This is a genomic window from Embleya australiensis (assembly GCF_051903075.1).
In the GTDB taxonomy this organism is placed as follows: Bacteria; Actinomycetota; Actinomycetes; order Streptomycetales; family Streptomycetaceae; genus Embleya.
The window spans coordinates 6,063,267-6,086,543 of record NZ_CP182422.1; the positions used below are offsets into that span (position 1 = coordinate 6,063,267).

Below are 23,277 nucleotides of genomic sequence, written 5' to 3' on the forward strand. Positions count from 1 at the left end.
GCTGCCGCGCGGGTCCGTGGTCAGCGCCATGCTCACCCCCACCCCAGCCCTCAGATCGGCGGCCAACTCCGCATTGCCGCGTCGGCGATTTGCTGTAGTTCGTTGCGCGGGGTGCCGCCGGTGGCCTGTACCGCGATGCCGTTGGCCAGGGCCATTACGTGGCGGGCCAGGGTTGTTGGATCGGCGTCGGGGGGGAGGTCGCCCTCGGTGATCGCTCGGTGGAAGCGGTCGCGCAAGCGGGCGATGGCCTCCTCGCGCCAGGTGATCAGGGCGTCGCGGGCGTCCCGGGCCGTGGTGCCGGCGGCCAACGACGCCTGTACGCCGAAGCAGCCGGTGGGGCAGCCAGGGCGGGTGGTGGCCCGGACCGCGCCGTCGAGCATCGCGCGGGCCACCTGTCGGGCGGTCGGCTCCAAAAGGGCCCGGGCCGCGTACGAGGCGGGGCCCTCCGTGTAGCGCTCCAGGGCCTTGCGGAACAGGTCCTCCTTGTTGCCGAAGGCCGCGTACATGCTGGTGCGGGTGATGCCCATGGCGCCGGTCAGGTCGGTGAGGCTCGCGCCCTCGTAGCCCTGTTCCCAGAAGATCCGCATGGCGCGTTCGAGGGCCTCGTCGGTGTCGAAGCCTCTCGGCCGGCCGATCGGTGCCTTTTCCCGCGTCTCCTCCATGTCGCCCACCCTACCCTTCGGGATCGATCGGTACAGATGTGCTAGCGTCCACTTCAGTACCGATCGGTACTGATCTCTATCGCACTTCGTGGAGGGCGTTCACATGGGGCAGTTCGAGGGCAAGACCGCCGTCGTCACCGGCGGCGGCACCGGGATCGGCCTGGCCACCGCCGTGCGGTTGGCGGCCGAGGGTGCGCATGTGTTCGTCACCGGTCGGCGCGGCGCCGTACTGGACGCGGCCGTGTCGACCATCGGCTCGGCGCGGGCCACCGCGGTGGTGGGCGACATCGCGAATCCGGCCGACCTGGACCGGCTGTACGACGCGGTCCGTGCCCGGGGTCGCGGCCTGGACGTGCTGTTCGCCAACGCCGCCGCCGCGTCGTTCGCGACGCTGGAGCAGACCACCGAGGAGCACTTCGACGAGACCTTCGGCGTCAACGTCCGGGGCACGGTGTTCACCGTGCAGAAGGCACTACCCCTGCTCAACGACGGCGCGTCGGTGATCCTGAACTCCTCGGTGCGCGCCGATGACGGCGTGCCGGCGTTCGGGACCTACGCCGCCTCCAAGGCGGCGATCCGCTCCTTCGCCCGGACCTGGGCCAACGAACTCAAGGGCCGGAACATCCGGGTCAACGCGGTCTCCCCGGGCACCATCGACACCCCCGGGCTCGACACCCTGGCGGCCACGGGGACCACGCCCGTCAGCAAGGCGGAGTTCACTGCGGGCGTTCCGCTCGGTCGGATCGGACGCTCGGACGAGGTCGCCGACGTGGTGGCGTTCCTCGCCTCCGAGCAGAGCAGCTTCATCCTCGGCGCCAACCTGTACGTCGACGGCGGCGAGAACCAGGTCTGATCCACGATCGGTCGCTCGGCGCGCCGCCCGCCTCGGGTTACGGATTCACGGATGCGTCGGCGCGACCTGCGGCCCCGCAGAGATAGAACAACTCGGGGTCGCCCTCGTCGAGACCGTGTACCAGCCCCACCGGGCTCCATCCGGCTCGCCCGAGGAGTCGCTGCATCGACTGGTTGGAAACGTTGGTCGACGTGAACAGCTTCGGGGCCGTACACGAAGCCGCCGCGGCGTCCAACAACCCGCGCCCCACACCCCTGCCGCGCGCCGACGGCGTCACCATCAGCATCGCGACGAAGCCCTGTTCGAAGAAGGTGTACTCCACGACGCAGTAGCCGAGCAGGCCGGACGCGTCCTCCGCCACGGTCGTCGAGCCCTGCCGGCACCACCTGGCGATGTTCGTCCGCCGCTCGGCGTCACCCGCGCTCGCGAGCACGTCGATCCCGGCCAACGTGTCCGCGTCCGACTCGTTCGCCCGCCGCACCGTGAAGTCGCCGAGGCCCACTGCATCCATGCGCCCATGCTGCCGGCCCGCCCCGGACGCCGATCCCGCGGAGGTCGCGCGATGCACGAAACGACGGCGGGCGCCGGACGGGAGAAACTGCTCCCGTCCGGCGCCCGTGCGAACCGCCCTGCCCGGCCCTGCCTAGCTCTTCGTGGCCATCGCGCGCAGGAAGAAGGTCAGGTTGGCGGGGCGTTCGGCGAGTCGGCGCATGAAGTAGCCGTACCATTCGGCGCCGTAGGGAAGGTAGATCCGCATCAGGTCGCCCTGCTCGACGATCCGGGTCTGCTCCTCGGGGCGGATCCCGTACAACATCTGGAACTCGAAGCTGCCGGGCGCCCGCCCCGCCCGGTCCGCCAGGTGCCTCGCGATGGCGATCAGGCGCGGGTCGTGCGAGGCCACCATCGGGTAGCCCTTGCCCTCCATCAGGATCCGCAGGCAGCGCACGTACGACCGGTCCACGTCGCCCTTGTCCTGGAACGCGACCGACTCCGGCTCCTGGTAGGCGCCCTTGCACAGCCGCACCCGCGAGCCCTCGTAGGCCAGGTCCCGGCAGTCCTGCTCGGTGCGCCGCAGGTAGGCCTGGAGCACCGCGCCCACCCACGGGAAGTCCACGCGCAACTCGCGCAGGATGCCCAGGGTCGAGTCGGTCGTGGTGTGGTCCTCCATGTCGAGGGTGACCGTGGTGCCCACCCGCGCGGCGGCGGTACAGATCCTCCGGGCGTTCTCCAGGGCGATCCGCTCGCCGATGCCGGGCAGGAACTGGCCCACCGCGGACAGCTTGACCGACACCTCCGCGTCGCGGGCCAGGCCGGTCTCGCCGAGCGTGTCGAGCAGCGCGTCGTACGCGTCCACGGTGGCGTCCGCCTGCGCGCGGTCGGTGGTGTCCTCGCCGAGGTGATCGAGCGTCACCTTGCGCCCGGTCTCGACGAGTTCGCGGGTGACCCGGACGGCGTCGTCGAGCACGTCGCCCGCGACGAAGCGGTCCACGATGGCCCGAGTCGGCGGCAGGTGCTCGACCAGGGAGCGGGTCCGCGGCGAGCGGGCCGCCGCGAGGATGGGGCTGCGGAGCATCTTCTTCTCCCGAAGTACCGGTGGGGTGGGGTCAGCCCATGTGCGGGTAGCGGTGGTCCGTCGCCGGGACGAACGTCTCCTTGATCGAGCGCGAGCTGATCCAGCGGGTGAGGTTCTGCATCGCGCCGGCCTTGTCGTTGGTGCCCGACGCGCGCCCGCCGCCGAACGGCTGCTGCCCCACGACCGCACCGGTGGGTCGGTCGTTGATGTAGAAGTTGCCCGCCGCGAACCGCAACACGTGCGCGGTGTGCGCGATGACCTCGCGGTCCTGGGCGATGATCGCGCCGGTCAGGCCGTACGCGGAGACCGACTCCATCTGGGCCAGCATCATGTCGTAGGCGTCGTCCTCGTAGACGTGTACGGCCAGGATCGGGCCGAAGTACTCGTCCTTGAAGATCTCGTGGTCGGCGTTGGCGGAGACCAGCACGGTCGGGCGGACGAACCAGCCGACGCTGTCGTCGTAGGTCCCGCCGGCCGCGACCTCCACCGTCTCGTCGGCGTGCGCCCGGTCGATCGCGGCCTTGTTCTTGGCGAACGCGCGCTCGTCGATCACCGCGCCCAGGAAGTGGCTCAGGTCGGTCGGGTCGCCCATCGACAGCCCGTCCACGGTGGCCAGGAAGTCGGCCTTGAAGTCGGACTCCCAGATCGAGCGCGGGATGTAGGCGCGCGAGGCGGCCGAGCACTTCTGGCCCTGGTACTCGAACGCGCCGCGGACGAGGGCGGTGCGCAGCACGGCGGGGTCGGCGCTGGGGTGGGCGACCACGAAGTCCTTGCCGCCGGTCTCGCCGACGATCCTCGGGTAGGTGCGGTAGTTCGCGATGTTCTCGCCGACCGTGCGCCACAGGTGCTGGAAGGTGGCGGTGGAGCCGGTGAAGTGGATGCCCGCCAGGTCCGGGTGGCGCAGCGCCACCTCGGAAACCGCGATGCCGTCGCCGGTGACCAGGTTGATCACGCCAGGGGGCAGCCCGGCCTCTTCGAGCAGTTCCATCAGCAGTACGGCCGAGAAGGTCTGCGTCGGCGACGGCTTCCAGACCACGACGTTGCCCATCAGGGCGGGCGCGGTGGGCAGGTTGCCCGCGATGGCGGTGAAGTTGAACGGGGTGATCGCGTACACGAAGCCTTCGAGCGGGCGGTGGTCGGTGCGGTTCCACACGCCCGGGCTGCTGATCGGCTGCTCGGCCAGCGCGCGGCGGGCGAAGTGCACGTTGAAGCGCCAGAAGTCGATCAGCTCGCACGAGGAGTCGATCTCCGCCTGCTGGGCGTTCTTGCCCTGGCCGAGCATGGTCGCCGCGGCCAGCGTCTCGCGCCACGGGCCGGCGAGCAGGTCGGCGGCCTTGAGGAAGATCGCGGCCCGGTCGTCGAAGGACAGGTCGCGCCAGCCCGGCGCGGCGGCGAGGGCCGCGTCGACGGCGTCCTGCGCGTCGGCGGTGTCGGCGTGCGCGAAGGTGCCCAGGCGCGCGGCGTGGTTGTGCGGCTGGACCACGTCCTCGCGCTTGCCGGCGCCCATGCGCCGCTTGCCGCCGATGGTCATCGGGAGGTCGATCGGGGCCGCGGCCAGTTCCGCGAGCTTCGCTTCGAGGCGGGCCCGGGCGGGCGTGCCGGGGGCGTAGTCGTGTACCGGCTCGTTGACCGGGACGGGAACCTGGGTCACAGCGTCCAAGACGGCGCTCCTGTTCGGTGATCTGCGGCGGGGTGCGGGTGCCGTGCGGTGCGGTACGGCGCCGGATGGTGCCGGATGGTGCCGGGTGGTGCCGGGTGGTGCCGGGTGACGCCGTACGGCCGGGGGCGGACACGGATCTCGCGCTCAACGGTAGGCCGCGACCGCCGTCGCGTGTTTATCCGATCGTTTAAACTCGAAACTCCCCGCTTGGCCCATCGGCCAACACCCGCGACATCCACGAAGGGGCCGAACGTGCCCGAATCCGGCGTCCCGCTGCGCGAACTGCTCGCCGCCCTCGGCGGCCCGGTCGGTGACGGCCCGATCCGGGTCGCGGCGGCGGCCGGCGGCCTGGAGGCGGCAGTCCGGCACGTGTCGATCCTGGATCCGGAGGAGGAGCCGCACGTGATGCCGGGCGACCTGCTGCTCGCGGTCGGCCTGCGCGGCCGGGCCGCGGCCGGCACGGTGCGTGCGGCGGGCACGGCCGGCGCGACGGCGATCGCGGTCAAGGGCGAGAGCGCGGCGCTGCGCGAGGTGGCCGACGCGGCGGGCGTGGTGCTGCTGTCGGTGCGCCCCGAGGCCCGCTGGGAACAGGTGGCCGCACTCGCGCACGCCGCCCTCGACGAGCGGCCCGACACCGAACCGCCCGACGGCGGCGACCTGTTCTCGCTCGCCCAGACCACCGCGATGCTCACCGGCGGCGGGGTCAGCATCGAGGACAGCGCCAACCGGGTGCTGGCCTACTCGCGGGCGACCGGGCCGGACGAGGCCGACGAGTTGCGGCGGTTGTCCATCCTGGGGTGGCAGGGGCCGGAGGAGTACATGGCCCGGCTGCGCGACTGGGGCGTGTTCCACCGGCTCCGCACCACCACGCAGGTGGTCGCCGTGGAGGAGCGGCCCGACCTGGGCATTCGGCGCCGGCTCGCGGTCGGGGTGCACGCCGGTGGGCGGTGGCTGGGCACGATCTGGGTCCAGGAGGGCCGCCGGCCGCTCGCCGATCGGGCCGAGGAGGTGCTGGTCGGCGCGGCGCGGGTGGCCACGCTGCACCTGGTGCGCCGGCGGGCCAGGTCGGCCGCGGAGGCCGGGCCGACCCGGGAGAGCGTGGCGGGCCTGCTCGGCGGCTCGATCGCGGCTCGGGCCGCCGCCGCGCAGCTCGGCCTGGACCCGGTGCGGCCGGTGCTCGTACTCGGCTTCGCGGTGCGGGCGGACGTACCCGACGAGTCGGCGCAGGAGCTGGCCCGGACCGAACTGGCGAACCTGGTCTCGGTGTACGCGGCGGCGCGACACAGCCACGCCCGGGTCGCGCCGCTGGGCCCGAGGGTCTACGTGCTGCTGTCCGCGCCGCCGACCGAGGCGGTCGCGCTCGGCTGGGCGCACGAGATCGCCGCCGCCGCGCACGGCCACCTCGACCTGGTGGTGCGCGGCGCGGTCGGCGATCCGGCGCCGAGCCTGGCGCGTACCGTCGCGGCCCGGGAGTCGGCCGACCGGGTCCTGGACGCGATGGCGACCGGCGGGGTGTCGGCCGACGTCGCGGCGCTGTCGGAGGTACGGCCGGAGGTGCTGCACGGGGAGGTCCAGGCGCTGCTGGCCGAGCACCGGGAGATCCGCGACCCGCGCCTGATCGCGCTGCGGGCGCACGACGGCGAGCACGACACGGAGTACGCGGACTCGGTGCTGGCCTGGCTGGACGCGCTGGGCGATGTGCGCGCCGCCGCCGCGGCGCTGCACATCCACCCGAACACGCTGCGCTACCGGATCCGCCGGGCGGGTGAACTGACCGGCCTGGACTGGGCCGACCCGAAGACCCGCCTGCTCGCCGCGCTGCTGCTGCGCCTGCCGGGGTGACCGGGCCGGGCGGACGGGCTGTCCGGCCGTCCGCCCGGCGGGGTCGGCGGGGTCGGCGGCGTCGGCTCAGACCTTGATGCCCAGCTCGGAGAGCAGGTCCAGGCTCACGTACTCGCCGCCGGTGCGCGCCGCCGGCCCATCGCACAACTCCAGCGTGGCGGAGACCATCTGATCCATGGTCTCGATCTGATCGGGCCGCAACTGCCCGCCGACCAACTCCTCGGCGCCCTCGCTGAGTACGGCGGCCCGGGGCTCGATCGTGTTCACCCGGATCCCGGTCCCGTACAGCTCCGCCGCCAGCGCGTTGGTGATCCTGTTGAGCGCCGCCTTGGACGCCCCGTACACCGCGCTCTTGGTCCCGAGCACCCCCAATTCGAACGGCGGCCCCGCCCACGGCCGGGCGGTACCGCTGGTCACGTTGACGATCCAGCCCTCGCCACGCGTCGCCATGGCCGGTATCACGGCCTGACACAACTCCATCGGGGCCAGTACGTTCACCTCGAAGTGCAGCCGCGCGCGGCGTTGCGGGTACACCCGAAGCGAGGCGTACGAGGCCATCGCCGCGTTGTTGACCAGGATGTCGATCGGCCCGCCCAGCCCCTCCTCGGCGGCGGGCACGATTTTGGCCCGCTGCGTCTCGTCGGACAGGTCGGCCGGCACCACGGCGGTGCGGCGACCGTGCCGGGCGATCAGCGTCTCCGTCCGCTCCAACGACCCGGCCAGATTCCCCTGCCGCACGGTACGCGCGGTCACCGCCACATCGGCTCCCTCGGCCGCGAGCCGCACCGCCAACGCCGCCCCGATTCCCCTGCTGGCCCCGGTGATCAATGCCCTACGTCCCTCGAACCGCTTGGCCACGGCGTCCCTCCCCTGCTCCGGACAACTGCCTGCCACCATCCTCACAACAGTGGACTAGGTCAACCATCAGAACGCGAAATCCCACCCGTTGGAGGTCGAGAGGAGGGATGATCCGGGCCGCGGATCGGGCGGGCCGGCGGGGCGGGTGGGCCGCCGCCCGGCGTGCGGGGCTCCGGGACCGGGGCTTCCGGCGAGGCGGGTGTGTTGCTCGGCGAAAAGCGGCCTGCAGCGGCGGACAGGGAGGGTGCTCGGGTTGGGTTCGCCGGGTGTGCACTCCCGAGTGGGTCGGGTGTTTCCGGCGCGCGTTGCGTCTTGGGTTGCGGGCGCCCCCACCGACTCTGACCGGCCCCGGACCGGCCATCCCCAGCGCAAAGCGCAACGCGTGCCGAAAGCGCCCGGCCCACTCGAAACCGCATCCGGTGAACCCGACCGGACCGCCCGCCCCCCGCACGCACCAGCGGCGGCGATGGGTGTCCCCGCCCCGCCTCAGCGGGGGATGTCCACCGGGGGCAATACCTCCGCCGTGGCGGTGAAGCGGGACGGGGTGGCGAAGGTGGTGTCGGTGGGTGGGGGTTCGCGGTGGTCCTCGGCGGTCGCGGAGCGGCGCAGGACGACCAGGGTCGTGATCGGTGGGGGTGGGGCGTCCTGGGGGAGGAAGCGTTGTTCGGCGACGCCCGCGAAGGCCTCGCGCGCCGTGGTGGACGGGTCCGGGGCGGCGTACTCCAGGATGTCGGCGCCCAGGCGGCGGCCGGTGTTGCGCAGGTGTAGGTAGGCCGTGGTGCAGGCCTCGCGGGCGGGGGCGCCCGTGGCCGCCGCCAACGCGCGCTCGTAGGCGGCGTGTACCTCGGGTGGCGTGGCGGCCGGGGTGATGCCGAGGACGTCGTATGGGGAGGGTTCGGCTGCGGGCATGCTCCGGGCTCCGAGAGGGTGGGGAGGGGGAGGGGGCGGGCGGTGGCGGGCGGTGGCGGTGGGTGCCATGGCACCGATGGCATCGATGGCATCGATGGCACTGGTGAGATGGCGTGATGGGTGCCTGGGTGCCTCGGTGCGATAAGTGTGCGCTGTCGGTCAGTAGTAGCCGTGGATTCGGGAGCGGACCTCGGCCAGGATTTCCCGCGTGCCGTCCGTCGGGTGGTACTCGTGGGCCCGCTCCAGGTGTACCAGTGCGGTGTGGTTGTGGCCCATGTTTGCCTGCCGTACCCCCTCGTTGTGTAGTGCGAGGGCCAGGAGGCGGGTGCTCTCCGGGGTCAGCTCGATCGCCTCCAGCGTGCGGATCGCGTCCTGGTAGCGCTCCTCGCCCAGGTACACCGCCACCAGCGCGTCCCGCAGCCTCGGCTCCTCGTGTTCGCGCAGCGCCGCCGACAGGACCTCGATCGCGTCGTACGCGCGGCCCTTGGCCAGCAGGTCGTAGCCCCAGTCGACGGCCACCACCACCCACGCCTCGCGCAGCGTGTCGATTTCCAGGCCGGTGCCGATCTCCTGCCGCAACAACCGCTCCGCGACCTCGTAGTGCCGCGCGTAGTAGTGGTTGAACGCCAGTGCCCGGCGGGTGGGCGGGTCGTCGCCGTAGTGCCGGGCCTCCTCCAGGAGCGTGATCGCGCGGTCGAAGTCCTCGTCCCGCTCGCTCGCCCCCGCCGTCTCCACCAACAGCGCGGCCACCCGCCGGCGGGCCTCGGCGGCCACGGAGTCGGTCTCGCAGTCGGGGTCGGCCAGCGCGATCGCCTCGGCCATCGCCGCCACCGCCTGCTCGCGCGCGCCCCCGCGCAGGGCCAGCCGCTCCGCGCTCAGGAACAGTGCGTTGGTCAGCCCGATCCGGCTCGCCTCGCCCGGATCCAGCGCGAACGCCTCGCGCATCGCCCCGACCGCCTCGGCCGCCGCCGCGTCGGTGTCGGCCGCCAGCAACTCCATCACCAAGCCGCGCAACGCCGCGCCCGCCAGCGCCCGGGTCGCCGGATCCGCCGGGGTCAGCTCCAGTGCCTGTCGCACCAGCGCGATCGCGTCCCGATGCCGCCTGCCCTCGTGCGCCCGCCGGGCCAGTCGCGCGTACGCTCCGGCCAACTCCCCGCGCAGGCCGGGACCGTCGGGAGCCAGTGCCCATGCGCGCTCCAACAGCCGGGCGGCCTGGTCCTCTTCGGCCGGATCTGCGGCAAGTACCGTCTCGGCCGCGCGAATTCCGACCTCGGCCGCCAACTCCACCGCCTCCGCCGGGATCGGCGCGGCCTGCTCCAGACATCCCAGCGCCTGCGCCCACTCCCCGCGCCCGCCCAGATCCCGCGCCTTGGCCAGATGCGCCCGCGCCAACAGCGCGGCCACCCCCGGCGTCGCGTCCGGCCCGGCCAGTCCCGCGAGTCCGGTCAGCCCCGCCACCGCCTCGTCGAAGCGGCCCACATCGATCAGGTGGTGGTACATCCCCAGCGGCCCGAGCAGGTCGCCGGTATGCGGATCGGCGGCGGCGCGCACCGTCTCGGCCAACGCCCGACCCGCGTCCGAGCCCTGCTCCGGATCGGCCACCCGCGCCAGGAACAGCGGCCCGCACACGATCGGCGCCGGCGCCGGATCCAGCGCCGCCACCCGCTCGGTCGCGGCCACCTCCCACGCCCAGTGCAGGTCCAGCCTGCGATACAGCGCGGCCACCGAGCCCTCGCTGTGCGCGGCGCGCTCGCGCAACTCCCGGTACACCCGCTCGATCTGCCCCTGGCGCGCGGCGTGGATCTGCTCGGCGGAGATCTCCCGCCCGGTCCGCGCCTCCAGGTCGATCCAAAACCTCGGGCTGTACAACACCGTCGCCCACGTCCCGCAGACCAGCCGCCACAGCCCGGTGGTGTGCCCCGCGTCGCCCGCCTGCCCGGCGCGCAGCGCGGACAGCGCCAGGCATTGCAGGTTGCGCACATCCGTCGGGTCGATCCGCTCCGACTCGAGGCGGATCTCGATCGACGCCCCGTGCCTGCCCGCCAGCGCGTGGGCGAGCGCCTGCCACGAGCGCAGCAGCGGTCGGGCCCGGCGCACCTCCGGCAACTCCGGTACCAGTCGCGCGGCCCGCTCCACGTCCGCCGACGCGGCGACCAGGTCCTCGCTGTGCGCCGCGGCCCGATGCAGGTACACCCGGGCCGCGATCAGTCGGCCCTCGTCACTCGCCATGGGCCCGGCCAACAGCCGCTCCAGACCGGCGAGCGCCGCGTCGTGGTCGCCCCGCTGCGCCCGCAACAGCGCCAGCAGGTGATGCGCGGCCGCCCGCCCACCGTCGCCCGCCCACCGGGTCGCCTCGGCCTCCGCCGCCGCTCCCGTGCCCGCCAGGTGCGCACAGGACGCCAACGCGGCCAGGACCGCGTCCACGCAACTCCCGCAGCGGGCCGGCAACGCGGCCGGCAGGACGCCGTGTTCGGCGCAGTACGCCCGCCCGCACTGCCCACACCCCGCCCGCGCCGACGCCGTGCACTCGGCCGCCTCGCAGACCGCCGCGTGCGGCTCCGGCTCGACTGGCCCCGGCACCACCAGCGCCTGCCGATATGCCTCCGCCGCGTCCGCCCACCGCCGACCCCGCGCGGCGTGCATCCCGCGCACCGCCCACGCCGCCGGCTCCGCCTCGACCAGCGAGCCCAGCGACACGGTGCCCGCGCCGAGTGCCAGCCGGGCCAGCGGCGCCAGATGCCCCACGCGCGGATCGGCCAGCGGATCCAGCGCCGCCGACAACCGCACCGCCAGCGCCGGTTCGCCCGCGTACAACGCCGCGACCGCCAGGTGCAGCCGGACCCGGCGATCGCCCGGGATCAGCGCGCCGGCCGCGCCGAGTCGGTCCCGGGCGGTGGCCAGGTGCGCGCCCCCGTCGCGGCCGAACCGCAACAACTCGGCGCCTTCGCGGAACAACGTCTCGGCCAGCGCGGTGCGGTAGCCGTCGTGCTCGGGAAACGCGTCCCGACAGGCCTGCCAGTGCTCCCGGGCGAGCGCGTGGTCCCCGGCGGCCAGCGCCGCCCGGGCCAGCAGATCACGCGCGGTGGCCACATTGTGCGCGCGTATCGCGTCGTCGATCCCGCCCGGCGCCGCCCACAACTCGTCCGCGCGCTCCACCCGACCCTGCCGGGCGTAGCCCAGGGCCAGATGGAAGCGGGCCGACCCGGTCGGCTCGCCGCGCACCCGCCCCAGCACCTCGATGCCGTCCGCGAGCCGCCCCGCCGCGATCCGGGCCGCCCCCAGGCGCACCACGGCCGGCGTCCAGTCCGCCCGGCGCGCCAACCCCTGCTCGTACGCCTCCGCCGCGTCCTCGTGCTCGCCCGCGTGCTCCCGGACCAGACCCAGCCCGAACCGGGCCGGCGCGTAGTCCGGGTCGAGCCGCACGGCGGTCTCGAACGCGCCCCGGGCGGTGGCCCATTCGTCCTCCAGGACGGCCAACTGCCCGCGCGCGTAGTGGGCCCGGGCGTCGCGCGGCGCGGCGGCCACCGCGGCGTCCGCGTCGGCCCGCGCCGCGCCGAGATCGCCCTCCTCGCGATATGCGATGCCGCGAAAGAGCAACGCCTCGGCGGCCAACGGCGAATCGTCGTCCGCCCGGTCCAACACCCGCCAGAACGAGGCGATCGCGTCCTGCCGCAACTCGCGCCGCAACCGCACACATGCCTGCCGGTGGTGGGCGATCGCGCTGTCGTCGCCCGCCTCGATCGCGGCCGAGAACGCCGCGTCGGCCGCGGCCGGTTCGCCCGCCGCGCTGTACGCCCGCGCCAACAGGTGGTGCTGGGCCGCGTCCCGCTCGGGCACCGCGGCCAGGTGCGGGATCGCCCGCCGCGCCTCGCCCTGTTCGAACAGCGCCCGGCCCAGACCGAACCGGGCCCGCGCATGGCCCGGTTCGACCGCGACCACCCGCTCGAAACAGGGCGCCGCGGCGACGAAGTCGCCGTCCTCGTCGTGGAGCGTGCCCAGGATCAGGTTGGCCGCGACATGCCGGGGCCGGCCGGCCACCACGCGGCGCAACACCGGGATCGCGGCAGCCCGTTGCCCCCGGGCCAGCGCCAAATCGACGAACTCCATCTGCACGTCGACGTGTTCGGGCATCAACTCGCAGGCCCGGCGCAGTGGCTCGAATGCCGCGTCGTCGTGGCCGAGCGCGTGCTGCGCCCGGCCCAGGCCCAGCCAGGCCTGGGCGTGGGTGGGGGAGAGCGTGCAGGTGCGGGTGAGCAGGCCGACGGCGGCCTCCAGGGCGGCGACGCGCTGCGCCTTGTCGGCGGGCGTGCGGCGCAGATGGGTCAGCGCCATCGCGTACAGCACCTCGGGCCGCTCCGGCTCGATGGTCAGCGAACGCTCGAACGCGGCCAGCGCCTCGTCCGGGCGGCCCGCGTCGCGGTGCAGCCGGCCCAGCTCGTACCCGGTGGCCGCGCGCGGCACCAGCCGGTCGGCCCGCTCGAAAGCGGCGATCGCCTCGGCGCTACGGCCCAGGTCGCGCAGGGCGCACGCGCGGCCGTACACCGCCCACTCCAGCCGCGGCGCGCCCGCCTCGATCCGCGCCGCCAGCGCCTCCACCGCGATCAGCTCGGCCTCGGACGCCCCGGGGGCGACCACACACCGGGCCTCCAGGAAGTCGTAGGCGGGATGGTCTGGGTCGGTGTCGGTGCGGGTGACCAGGTCGACGCACAACGCGACCTCCAACGGCCCCGGATCGGGCCGCCGGGTCGCGTCGGCCGCGGTCAGCTCCAGCGCGCCTGGCGGCAGCGTGGTCAGCGCGAACGCGGCCCGGAAGGCGGCGAGCGCGTCGGCCGAGTGCCCCTGGCGGCTCGCCACCTCGCCGAGACCGACCAGCGCCCGGCCCCGGGTCGCGGCCAGGCCGGTCGGCGCGCCCGGCTTGCCGAGCGCGTCCGCGACGCGCCGATAGCCGCGATCGGCCGCGGCGAGCCGTCCCGCCCGATGCGCCCCCTCGGCCTGGGCCAACAACGTGTCGGCACGGGCCGCCACGGAGGCGGGCCTGCGCCGGAATCCGAACCACATCAGCGCGGCCACCAAGGCGAGGAGGGCCGCGACGGCGGCGAGAAGCGGGACCGTCATCGGGCGGCCCGCGGGGCATGCCGAACTTCGTCGATCAACGGGTCCCCCGACCGTTCAACAGCACCGTTCAATCAGCACTTCATCCCAGCATCGAGCGCTCATGCTAGAACACCGGTCAGCCGACTTTCAGGTGCTTGCCGGGCCGGTTCCGATAAAATCCGGCCGCGTGCCGCCCCGGTGGTCCCGACGCGGCCACCGGCGCCGACTACGCTCGGTGGCCATGACCAGCACACCGTCCCCGGATCGACCGACCGAGCGGGACTTCCGCCTGCTTCTGGAGCGGACCGGCGCCGACCTCCTGCCCGGCCTGACCGGGGCCGAGTTCGAGACCGTGGCGCAGGACCTCGGGTTCCGCTTCGCCGCCGACCACAGGTCGATGTTGTCGGCCGCGCTGCCGACCGGCAAGGGGTGGCCGAATTGGCGCTACGGCGGCGCGCGCGACCTGAAGGCCCGACTGGCCCTGCCCGCCGAGGGTGTGCTGTTCGACGTCGAGCACAACGCGTTCTGGCCCGAGGCGTGGGGCGCCCGGCCGGCGCAGCCCAAACACGCGCTCAAGTCGGCGCGGTATCACCTGGCGAGGGTGCCGCGGATGGTGCCGGTGTACGGCCACCGCTACCTGCCCGGGACCGAGGGCCAGTGGGGTCACCCGGTGTTGTCGATGATGCAGACCGACATCGTGGTGTACGGCGCGAACCTGACCAACTACCTCACCGCGGAGTTCTTGGGCGGGAGCATCGAGTACGCGGAGCCGACCGTGCCGTTCTGGCGCGACCTGGTGTCCTGACGCGGGTTCACGCGAGGTCGGGTCCCGGGAGCCAGTCCCGGGACGGGTCGTGGTCGAGCCGGCGGTTGGCGGTGCCGACCCGGCCGAACCCGCGGAGCAGGGCGTCCAGCCGCGGGTGTGGGCGGTCCGGGTGCCACAGCAGGGACCACGCGTACAGCGGGGTGGGCGCGACCAGCGACGCCCCCGAAGCAGAGGTCCTGCTGATCCCCCACGGCGACCACCTCCTTTGCAACACCCAGAAATGCGGACTGGCTGCACGCCGACGGTAGTCATCGGCGCGCGATGGTCCGGCGGCCCAGACCCTCGCCCTCCGCCCGGCACCTCCACGCCCCGCCCCGGCCCGCACACCCGGCCTCCGCCGCCCGGCGCGGCGTCCCGCCCCGCGTACCCGGCTTGCCTCGCCTCGCGTACCCGGCCGGCCTCGCGCACCTGCCTTGTCTCGCGCACCCTGCCCCGCCCCACGCGCCCGTCCCGCCCCGCGCGGCGGCTGGGGCTCAGTCGGGGGTCAGGCCCGCGTTGTGGGCGATCAGGCCGGCCTGGGTGCGGTTGGTGCAGGAGAGTTTGGTCAGGGTGCGGGAGACGTAGGCCTTGACCGTCGGTTCCGTGAGGTACAGGCGCGCGGCGATTTGGGCGTTGGACATGCCCTCTCCCAGGCAGGCGAGGATTCGGGTCTCCTGTTCGGTCAGGTCGCGGATCGTGTGGCGGGCCTCGAGGCGGGCGGTCTCGCGGGCCGCGCTCGCCCCGATCAGGTTGCGGGCCGCCGCCGGGGACAACACGGTGTTGCCGTCGACGGCCACCCGGAGCAGCGCGACCAGATCCTCGGGCGGGGTGTCCTTGAGCAGGAAACCCACCGCGCCGGTGTGCAGCGCCCGCAGCACGTGGTCGTCGGTGTCGATCGTGGTCAGCACGACGACCTTGGGCGGCGCGTCGAGCCGGACCATCCGGCGCAGCGCGGTCAGCCCGTCCACGCCCGGCATGTGCAGGTCGAGCAGCACCAGGTCGGGCCGATGGCGGACCACGTGTTCCAGGGCCTCGGCGCCGTCGTAGGCCTCGCCGACGATGTCGATGTCCTCGGCGCCGCCGAGGATGGTGCGCAGGTGCGCGCACACCATACGTTCGTCGTCCACGAGCAGCAGTCGGATCATGCGGCACCTTCGTCGAGCACGGGGTGGGCGATGGGACGGGGCGGGGCATCGGCGGATTCGCCGATCGGGATCAGGGCCTCGACGGTGAACCCGCCGGTGTCGCCCGGCCCGGCCCGGAACCGGCCGCCGAGCAGTTCGACCCGCTCGCGCAGCCCGAGCAGGCCGGTGCCGCCCGTGCCCAGGTCGACGTCGGGGGTCCGGGTACCGGCGGTGTTGGCGACGGTCACCGCGATGCCCTCGGGCTCGTGCCGCACGGCCACGGTCACGTGTGCGCCGGGGGCGTGCTTGTGCACGTTGGTCAGCGCCTCCTGGACCACCCGCCGCGCGCCGCGCACCGCGGCCGGCGCGTGGTCGGCGGGCGCCGATCCGGTCACCGTCAGGTCGACCTCGACGCCCGCCGCCCGCGAGTCGGCGACCAGGTCGGACACATCCAGACCGGCCGGCTCCGCGTCCCGCCCGGGTGTACCGGTCGGCGTCGGGTCGTCGGGGTCGCGCAGGATGGCCACCAACTCGCGCAGTTCGGACAGCGCCTGACAGCCCGTCAGCCGCAACTCCTCGGCGGCGGAACGCACGTTGTCCCGTTCGGCGATGGTGCGCAACGCGCCCGCCTGAAGCACCATCAGGCTGACCCGGTGGGTGATCATGTCGTGCATCTCGCCCGCCAACCGGCGGCGTTCCTCGATCCGCGCCTGCCGGTCCCGTTCGGCCTGTTCGCGCTCGACCCGCTCGGCGCGTTCGGCCAGCGCGAGGATCAGGCCGCGCCGCGACGCGAGGTACTTCCCGAGCAGCAGCGGCGTGACGACGGCCAGGAGCTCCACGAACACGTCCGACCCCGACTGCGCCCGCCACGGCTCGCACATGGTCACCGCGAGCCCGGCGGCGAGCGCCCACGCGGCGCGCCGGGTCGGGGCGTAGGCGCCGAGCGCGTAGGCCGCGAAGGGCCCGGCCAGCACGGGGTCGCCGAGGGAGAGTACGAAGACGACGCCGGCGGAGGCGATCGGTCGGCGCCGCCGCTGTACGAGCGCGGCGCCGGCGGCGACCTGGACGAGTACGCCCCACCACGGCAGCGCATCCGGCGGATGTATCCCGTCGTCGTCGAACGAGCCGAGCGCGCGGAGCAGTCCGGACACCACGGCGACCGAGGCGGCCAGGACGACGTCGAACACGACGGCGCGGGCGATCGTCGCGGGTGGTGGCGGGTGCACGTTCGCCAAGGTACCGGCAGCCGTCCAGGCGTCCGGCCAGTCGGCGGGAGTCGAGGAGGCACGCCGCCCGGGGCGGACGCGCACCTCACTCGGACCCGAGCGCGCCGAGCACCGACATGCGCGCCGCGCGCCGCGCGGGCCAGGCCGCCGCGAGCAGCCCGACGCCGAGCGCGCCGAGCACGAACAGGGCGATTCGCGACCACGGGATCGTCGCGCCGAGCGGGACCTCGCCCAGGTCGATCCCGCGCACCGCCAGCACCCCCACCGTGGTGCCGAGCCCGACCCCGAGCAGCGCGCCGAACAGCGAGATCAGCGCCGCCTCCAGGCGGATCAGCGCGCGCACCCGGCGGGCATCCAGGCCGATCGCGCGCAACAGGCCGATTTCCCGGGTGCGTTCGAGCACCGACATCGCCAGCGTGTTGACGATGCCGATGACCGCGATCAGCACGGCCATCGCCAACAGGCCGTAGACGACGTTCAGGAGCAGGTCGATGGCCGCGCCCAGACCCCGGCGCAGTTCGTCCTTCGACTGCACGCGCAGGGCCGGATCGGCTCCGAAGACGTCCTTCAGGGTCGCCTCCAGGGCCCGCGCCTCGCCCGGTGCGCTCTTGACGAACACCTGGCGGCCGAGCGGGCGTTCGAGGTGCGGGTCGAGGGTGCGGGTGGAGACGAGGTAGGGGAGCACGATCGGATTGGCCCGGTAGATCCCGCCGACGCGCAGGGTGCCGGACGTGCCGTCGGGGTACGTCACCGGCACGCTCGCGCCGATGCCCAGCCCCCGCGACTGGGCCTCGACCCGCTCCACGAGCAGGTCCGTGCCCAGCGCCTCGGGACCGCCCGCGACGAAGTCGAGGCGCATCACCTTCGGGCCCGCGACCGGGTCCAGCGCGGCGACCTCCTGCTCGGCGTCGCCGATCCGCGCGGTCACGGTGCGGTACACGCTCGCCGCCTCGACGTGCGGCAACCGGCCGATGCGGTCCACCGTCGCGGCGGCCATCGGGTCGCGCAGCGTGGTGGACACCGCGTAGTCGGCGGTCAGCCCGCGCGCCGCCGCGTGGTCGAGGCTGTCCTTGAGCGACGCGCCGATCACGGTCAGGCCGGTGACCAGGAACAGGCCGATCATCAGTGCGGAGGCGGTCGCGGCCGTGCGGCGCGGATCCCGCAGCGCGTTGCGGCTCGCCAGCGTCCCGGTCACCCCGAACACCCGGGTCAGCGGTCGCGCGAGCACCCCGATGACGCCGACCGAAAGCAGCGGGATCAGCATCAGCACGCCGGTGACGGCCAGCACGCCGCACACCGTGACCAGAACCGGCTCGCCGTTGCCGCCGGGAGCGGCCTTGACCGTGGCATAACCGCCGCCGACACCCCCGCCGATCATGAGCAGGCCGGCCAGATTGCGCCGGAACAGCCCGGCCGGGTTCGGCGGATTCGCGCGCAGCGCCGCCATCGGAGCGATCCGGGCCACCTTGCGGGTGGGCAGCCACGCGGCGGCGACGGTCACCCCGATGCCCACCACGAGCGACCACAGGATCGTGCCCGGCCGCACCACGAGCGGGCCGCGCGGCAGTGCGGCGTCGGTGCCGCGCAGCAGCGCGAGCAGACCGGCGGCCAGCGCGACCCCGAGCAGCAGCCCGAGCAGCGCGCCGACCAGGCCGGTGATCAGCGCCTCCAGGCGCACCGAGCGGGTGACCTGCCGCCGGGTGGCGCCGACCGCGCGCAGCAGCGCGAGTTCGCGGGTGCGGCGGCCGATGAGCATGGTGAAGGTGTTGGTGATGATGAACGTCCCGACGAACAGCGCGATACCCGCGAACACCAGCAGCCCGGTGGCCAGTCCGGCGGTCCCGGCCGAGGCCAGGTCGCGGCGCTCCGCGGTGAGCGCGGCACCGGTGACCGCCTCGGCGCCGGCGGGGACGAGGGGGCGGACGGCGTCCAGGAGCGCGGCGTCGGGTGTGCCGGGGCGGGCGGCGACGGTGATCAGGTCGTAGGTGTCGGGGGCGGCGAACAGCCGCTGTGCGGTGGGGGTGTCGAACAGGGTGAGGGTGGCGCCGAGCCGGATCCGGGCGTCGACGGCGTGCACGGTCCCGACGAGGGTGGCGTCCAGGGTGCCGCCGCCGGCGACCACACGCAGCCGGTCGCCGATCCGGTAGCCGGCCGCCCGGGCTCCGGCCTCGTCCAGGGCGACCTCGCCGGCGGCGCTCGGCGCGCGGCCCTCGGCGAGCCGGTACAGCGGATCGAAACCCTCCGGCCCGGGCGCGTAGTTGCTACCGGCGGACTCCTCCACCCGACCGACCAGGTCCCCGTCGCGGTCGACCACCACGGCGGGTCCGGTGACGGAGCCGCGCACGGCCGCCACGCCGGGCAGCCCACGCAGCCGCTCCACCAGCCGGGGCCCCAGGGCGGCGGGATCGCCGGCGCCGTGCTCCGAGTCGGCGCGAACCCCCACGCCCACCCCGGCGAAGTCGTCCGCGGCCGAGGTGGCGGCGGCCTCCGTGATGGTGTCCTTGAGCGTGAGCACACCGGCCACGAAGGCGACACCGAAGACGATCGCCAGCACGGTGAGCGCCAACCGCATGCGCTGCGCGGCAAGCGTACGAAGAGCATTCCTGAACATGGGCAACGTCCCGAGGCCGTCCTGGTCCCGGCCGACACCGGGTCACCCCCAGCCTCGCCGCGCGCACGATCCGTCCGATACGGCCGACGGTGGGCACCGGTCTCGCCGGTTCACCCGAGGCCGATCCGATCGTCCCACCCGAATCAACGAAGGCATCGATCCCGACAAATCGCCCGACGAGCCCCGGCCCGGGTACGCGCGGCGTGTTTAATCGGGGGTGGGGGCGGGCTCGGGTGTGGCGGAAGGAACCTCGGTGGGCTTGGTGGATCGTCAGGAGCTCGGGTTGTCCGGGATGGGCGTCGAGGCGGCCGGGCACTTCGAGCGTGGGCTCGATGCGCTGCTGTTCTTTCGGGCGGAGGTGTCCGCCGAGGTGGAGGCCGTGTTGTCGGCGGCTCCCGAGGCGCCGATGGGGCATGCGTTCGCCGCCTATCTCGGGCTGCTCGGTACCGAGCCGGGCGATGCCGCCGCCGCGCGGGAGCGTTTTGCGGCGTTCGCGGCCGGCGGGGTGCGGGGGGATGCGCGCGAGTCGGCCCACCTTGGGGCCGCCGAGGCGTGGTTGGCGGGTGACATCCACCGGGCCGGCGACATCCTGCGCGAGCTGGTCGTGGCGCATCCCCGGGACACGCTCGCGCTCGCGATCGGCCATCAGATCGACTTCTTCACCGGCGACGCGACCCGGCTGCGCGACCGCGTCGGCGGCGCGCTGAGCGCGTGGGATCCGGACGATCCGCACTACGGGCCCCTGCTCGGGATGTCCGCGTTCGGCCTGGAGGAGACCGGCCACTACGAGCGTTCCGAACAGGCCGGACTGGCCGCCGTGGCGGCGCACCCGCGCGATGTGTGGGCGATCCACGCGGTGGTGCACACGTACGAGATGCAGGGCCGCTTCGCCGAGGGCATCCGTTTCCTGGACGCCCGGGTCGGCGACTGGTCCGGCGGCAACTACCTCAACGTGCACAACTGGTGGCACTACGGCCTGTACGCGATCGAGGCCGGCGCGATCGACCGGGCGCTGGCGATCTACGACGCCGTGCTGCACAACGACCGCTCGATCGGCGCCGCGATGGAACTCCTGGACGCCTCCGCCCTGTTGTGGCGCATCCACCTCGCGGGCGGCGAACAGCCGAAGCGCTGGGCCCGACTGGCCGACGCGTGGGCGGCCCGCGCGGACGGCCCGTACTACGCCTTCAACGACGTGCACGCGGTGATGGCCCATCTCGGCGCCGGCCGGATCGCCGACGCCGAGGCGGTGGTCCGCGACCGGGAGCGGTGGCTGGCCGACCCGCATCCCGGGGTGAGCAACCACGCCATGACCGCCGAGGTCGGGCTGCCGGTGTGCCGCGCGCTGGTCGCCTTCGAACAGGGACGCTACCCGGACACCGTCGACATCCTCGTCCCGATCCGGCACCGCCTGAACACCTTCGGCGGCAGTCACGCGCAACGCGACGCGATCCAGCAGACCCTGGTCGAGGCGGCCCTGCGCGCACACCGGCACGACCTGGCCCGCACCCTCCTGAGCGAGCGGGTCAACCTGCGACCGAGCAGCCCGTACAACTGGCTGGGCCGGGCCCGGCTGGCCGAGGAACTGGGCCGGGCGGCCGAGGCGGCCACGGCCCGGGAGCAGGCGGCCGAGCATACGAAGGCGATCACCGTCGCCTGGGGGCGCTGACGGCGGGCCGGAGCGGGTCGCCCGGGGGCCTACCGCCCACGGCCGTGCGCGAGAATGGCCGACTTGTCCGGGGCCGCGCGGATGAGCCGAGCGCTCCGACACCGTCGACGAGCGCTGGAGAGTGGTAGGCATGGGTGAGCCCCCGGTGACCGGTTCCGTGGTACGACGCGAGCCTCCGGACGACCCCGGACTCGCCGCCGCCGCCGCGCAGTCGCCCGGCGGCTCGGTCGCCGAGATCGACCCGGCCTACGCCGACGACCCGAACGGCTACGTGCCCGGCGAGGCGATCCGCGGCGCGTGGCTGGTCGGTCCCGACGGGGTGCTCACCGGGGAGTACCGGGAGAACCCGCACCACGGGCGGCCGCGGGACGACTTCGGCAAACTGCTCGACCAGGACGCCTGGTTCGACTGGCTCGGCGACGACCCGGCCGCCGCGCTGCGCGAAGCGGTCACCGACTGCTTCGCGGGTCAGGCCCCGGGCGCGACGCTGACCTGGATGAAGGTCCTCGAACCCCCACGCGCGGCCACCACGGGCCGGCCCGACCCGGACAACGAGCGGTACCTGATCCCCACCCGCACCGCGCTCGCCGTCTGCTTCGCCGCGCAGATCGAGGCGCCGGACCGGGAGCGGGCCACCGTATGCGGCATCTTCACCTGGGCCGCGAGCGGCCTCGACCGCCCCGCCGAGCGCCGCGATCGGGTATGGCTCGACCTGGACGGGACCGACCTGGACCGGGCCGAGCAGCAACTACCGCCCCGGATGTACGCCCTGGACGAGGAAACGCCCTCCTGACCGGTCGCGGGCACCGATCCCCCCGCGACCGCCGACCACCCGACCGCCGATCACCCCGCCTCGCGCAACCTCGGCTTCAGCTGCCGGGCGATCGCCTCCGCCAACCCCGGCGGCACCGCGTTGCCGATCTGCCGCGCGATCTCGGTCTTGGACCCGCACCACACGAAGGTCTCCGGGAAGGACTGGAGCCGGGCCGCCTCGCGGTGTGTGATCGGCCGGTTGACCCGGTCGGCCGGGTCGTCCGGGTTCCACTGCGGGTGCAGATACTGGCCCTTCTCGGGCTTGTAGAACTCGGTCCGGATGGTCAGCGACGGGTGGCCCCAGCGCATCCGGCCCATCACGTCCGTCGTGCCGGTCTTCTTGTTCCGCCAGCAGTCGGGAAGCAGATGGTCGGGCAGGTCGAACCGGCCGCCGCCGGGCGGCACGCAGTCGTAGCGCAGCAGCGAGCGCTCGGTCGGCGTGCGGCCGAGGTGCAGGTCGGCCTCCTTGAACACGCCGGGCACCGGGCGGCCGAAGAACTCGGTCTTCGACGTGGGCAGGCTGGTCGTCCCGGGCACGCGCGGCAGATCCGCGATCGCGTCGTGGACGGTGCTCCAGCGCAGCCGCCGGCCGGGGCCGTGGGTCGGCTCGGGCGCCTTGATCCGGCCGATCCGCGAGCCGATCACGATCGCCCGCTTGCGGCGCTGCGGAACGCCGTAGTCCACCGCAGGGAGCAGCGCGTCGGTCAGTTCGTACCCCTCCAGGAGGCCGCCGGGCTGCGCCTCGGCGAGCAACAGCGCGAACTCGGCGGACTTCTGGAAGCGGTCCACGTTCTCGATCACGAACACCTTGGGCTTGGCCCGACGCACGAAGCGCAGGTATTCCTTCCAGAGCTTGTTGCGCGGATCCTCCACGTTGCGGCTGCCGAGGTTGGAGAAACCCTGGCAGGGCGGGCCGCCGATGATCACGTCGGCGCGCGGGATGTCCCGGTCCGGGATCTCCGCGATGTCGCCCCAGCGCATGTGCGCCTCGCCGAAGTTGGCGGCGTAGGTCGCGGCCGCGTGCAGGTTCCACTCGACCGCCATGACCGGCCGAAAGCCCTTCGCGGCGGCGAACCCGGACGTCATTCCACCGCAGCCCGCGAACAGGTCGATCATGGTGATGGGTCGTGCCATGCGGACAGGTTAGCCGGCCGCGCGCCTGGCGATCACCGCATCCCGAACCCTGGCCGCCGCGACGACCGCGTCCTCGTGCTCCCAGACCCGCACGACCAACCAGCCGGCTTCCGCCATCCGCCTGTCGGTGTCCGCGTCGCGGGTGCGGTTTCCCTCGATCTTGGTCTTCCAGAACTCGGCGTTGCGCTTGGGCCAGGTCGCGTGCACCGGGCAGCCGTGCCAGAAGCAGCCGTCGACGTAGACGGCGACCTTGGCCGGGCCGAAGACGACGTCGGCCTCGCGGCGGATGCCCTTGAGCGGGCGGCGGTGCACCCGGTAGCGCAGTCCCATGCCGTGCAGGACACGGCGCAGCGCGACCTCGACGTCGGTGTCCTTGCTGCGTTGGCGACTCATCCGGGCACGGGTCGCGTCGGTGGTGGTCAGGCTCGTCACGGGGACCATGGT

At 73.8% G+C, this 23,277-nt stretch carries 18 protein-coding genes; 5 read left to right on the plus strand and 13 right to left on the minus strand.

Annotated features, from left to right (window positions below; genetic code table 11):
• Window positions 1-50: 50 nt before the first annotated feature.
• Window positions 51-662 carry a TetR/AcrR family transcriptional regulator gene (locus ACMXN5_RS26265; protein ID WP_439677282.1) on the minus strand — a complete coding sequence of 204 codons (612 nt, stop codon included), beginning with the start codon at window positions 660-662 and terminating at the stop codon, window positions 51-53.
• Between the two features lie 103 nt (window positions 663-765).
• On the opposite strand from ACMXN5_RS26265, the gene ACMXN5_RS26270 reads away from it, so the two are divergent.
• Window positions 766-1,515, plus strand: a complete 750-nt coding sequence (locus ACMXN5_RS26270) for an SDR family NAD(P)-dependent oxidoreductase (RefSeq protein WP_439677283.1) — start codon at window positions 766-768, stop codon at window positions 1,513-1,515.
• A gap of 37 nt (window positions 1,516-1,552) precedes the next feature.
• On the opposite strand, the gene ACMXN5_RS26275 is transcribed toward ACMXN5_RS26270, so the two are convergent.
• From ACMXN5_RS26275 to pruA, 3 genes are all read right to left on the minus strand, one after another.
• Complete coding sequence (locus tag ACMXN5_RS26275; protein ID WP_439677284.1) at window positions 1,553-2,026, minus strand: GNAT family N-acetyltransferase; 474 nt, start codon at window positions 2,024-2,026, stop codon at window positions 1,553-1,555.
• A 132-nt stretch (window positions 2,027-2,158) separates the two neighbouring features.
• Entirely contained in the window at window positions 2,159-3,088 is a 930-nt protein-coding gene (locus tag ACMXN5_RS26280) for a proline dehydrogenase family protein (RefSeq protein ID WP_380038195.1), read from the minus strand.
• Window positions 3,089-3,119: 31 nt separating this feature from the next.
• Window positions 3,120-4,748, minus strand: a complete 1,629-nt coding sequence (gene pruA / locus ACMXN5_RS26285) for an L-glutamate gamma-semialdehyde dehydrogenase (protein WP_395791699.1) — start codon at window positions 4,746-4,748, stop codon at window positions 3,120-3,122.
• Between the two features lie 252 nt (window positions 4,749-5,000).
• On the opposite strand from pruA, the gene ACMXN5_RS26290 reads away from it, so the two are divergent.
• The gene (locus tag ACMXN5_RS26290; RefSeq protein ID WP_439677285.1) at window positions 5,001-6,590 is read left to right on the plus strand and encodes a PucR family transcriptional regulator; all 1,590 of its coding nucleotides are present in this window, start codon (window positions 5,001-5,003) and stop codon (window positions 6,588-6,590) included.
• 66 nt (window positions 6,591-6,656) lie between these two features.
• Here ACMXN5_RS26290 and ACMXN5_RS26295 read toward each other — a convergent pair whose 3' ends face one another.
• The 3 genes from ACMXN5_RS26295 to ACMXN5_RS26305 form a co-directional block, all read right to left on the minus strand.
• A complete protein-coding gene (locus tag ACMXN5_RS26295) occupies window positions 6,657-7,448 on the minus strand; it encodes an SDR family NAD(P)-dependent oxidoreductase (protein ID WP_395791703.1) in 792 nt (263 codons plus the stop codon).
• Window positions 7,449-7,934: 486 nt separating this feature from the next.
• Window positions 7,935-8,357 carry a hypothetical protein gene (locus ACMXN5_RS26300; RefSeq protein WP_439677286.1) on the minus strand — a complete coding sequence of 141 codons (423 nt, stop codon included), beginning with the start codon at window positions 8,355-8,357 and terminating at the stop codon, window positions 7,935-7,937.
• A gap of 159 nt (window positions 8,358-8,516) precedes the next feature.
• Window positions 8,517-13,472 carry a tetratricopeptide repeat protein gene (locus ACMXN5_RS26305; protein WP_439677287.1) on the minus strand — a complete coding sequence of 1,652 codons (4,956 nt, stop codon included), beginning with the start codon at window positions 13,470-13,472 and terminating at the stop codon, window positions 8,517-8,519.
• Between the two features lie 220 nt (window positions 13,473-13,692).
• Between ACMXN5_RS26305 and ACMXN5_RS26310 the strand changes: the two genes are divergently transcribed.
• A complete protein-coding gene (locus ACMXN5_RS26310; RefSeq protein ID WP_439677288.1) occupies window positions 13,693-14,256 on the plus strand; it encodes a hypothetical protein in 564 nt (187 codons plus the stop codon).
• A 7-nt stretch (window positions 14,257-14,263) separates the two neighbouring features.
• On the opposite strand, the gene ACMXN5_RS26315 is transcribed toward ACMXN5_RS26310, so the two are convergent.
• From ACMXN5_RS26315 to ACMXN5_RS26330, 4 genes are all read right to left on the minus strand, one after another.
• Window positions 14,264-14,491, minus strand: coding sequence for a hypothetical protein (locus ACMXN5_RS26315; protein ID WP_439677289.1), 228 nt, complete (start codon window positions 14,489-14,491; stop codon window positions 14,264-14,266).
• A 259-nt stretch (window positions 14,492-14,750) separates the two neighbouring features.
• On the minus strand, window positions 14,751-15,401 hold the full coding sequence (locus tag ACMXN5_RS26320) for a response regulator (RefSeq protein ID WP_439677290.1): 651 nt from the start codon (window positions 15,399-15,401) through the stop codon (window positions 14,751-14,753).
• A complete protein-coding gene (locus ACMXN5_RS26325; protein ID WP_439677291.1) occupies window positions 15,398-16,606 on the minus strand; it encodes a sensor histidine kinase in 1,209 nt (402 codons plus the stop codon). The genes ACMXN5_RS26320 and ACMXN5_RS26325 overlap by 4 nt, the downstream gene beginning before the upstream one ends.
• A gap of 85 nt (window positions 16,607-16,691) precedes the next feature.
• Complete coding sequence (locus tag ACMXN5_RS26330) at window positions 16,692-19,217, minus strand: ABC transporter permease (protein WP_439677292.1); 2,526 nt, start codon at window positions 19,215-19,217, stop codon at window positions 16,692-16,694.
• 292 nt (window positions 19,218-19,509) lie between these two features.
• Between ACMXN5_RS26330 and ACMXN5_RS26335 the strand changes: the two genes are divergently transcribed.
• Both ACMXN5_RS26335 and ACMXN5_RS26340 read left to right on the plus strand, forming a co-directional pair.
• Window positions 19,510-20,886, plus strand: a complete 1,377-nt coding sequence (locus ACMXN5_RS26335; protein ID WP_439678085.1) for a tetratricopeptide repeat protein — start codon at window positions 19,510-19,512, stop codon at window positions 20,884-20,886.
• A 130-nt stretch (window positions 20,887-21,016) separates the two neighbouring features.
• Entirely contained in the window at window positions 21,017-21,679 is a 663-nt protein-coding gene (locus ACMXN5_RS26340; protein WP_439677293.1) for a hypothetical protein, read from the plus strand.
• 50 nt (window positions 21,680-21,729) lie between these two features.
• Here ACMXN5_RS26340 and ACMXN5_RS26345 read toward each other — a convergent pair whose 3' ends face one another.
• On the minus strand, window positions 21,730-22,833 hold the full coding sequence (locus ACMXN5_RS26345; RefSeq protein ID WP_439677294.1) for a DNA cytosine methyltransferase: 1,104 nt from the start codon (window positions 22,831-22,833) through the stop codon (window positions 21,730-21,732).
• A gap of 9 nt (window positions 22,834-22,842) precedes the next feature.
• Window positions 22,843-23,274, minus strand: coding sequence for a very short patch repair endonuclease (locus tag ACMXN5_RS26350; RefSeq protein WP_395791733.1), 432 nt, complete (start codon window positions 23,272-23,274; stop codon window positions 22,843-22,845).
• Window positions 23,275-23,277 lie beyond the last annotated feature (3 nt).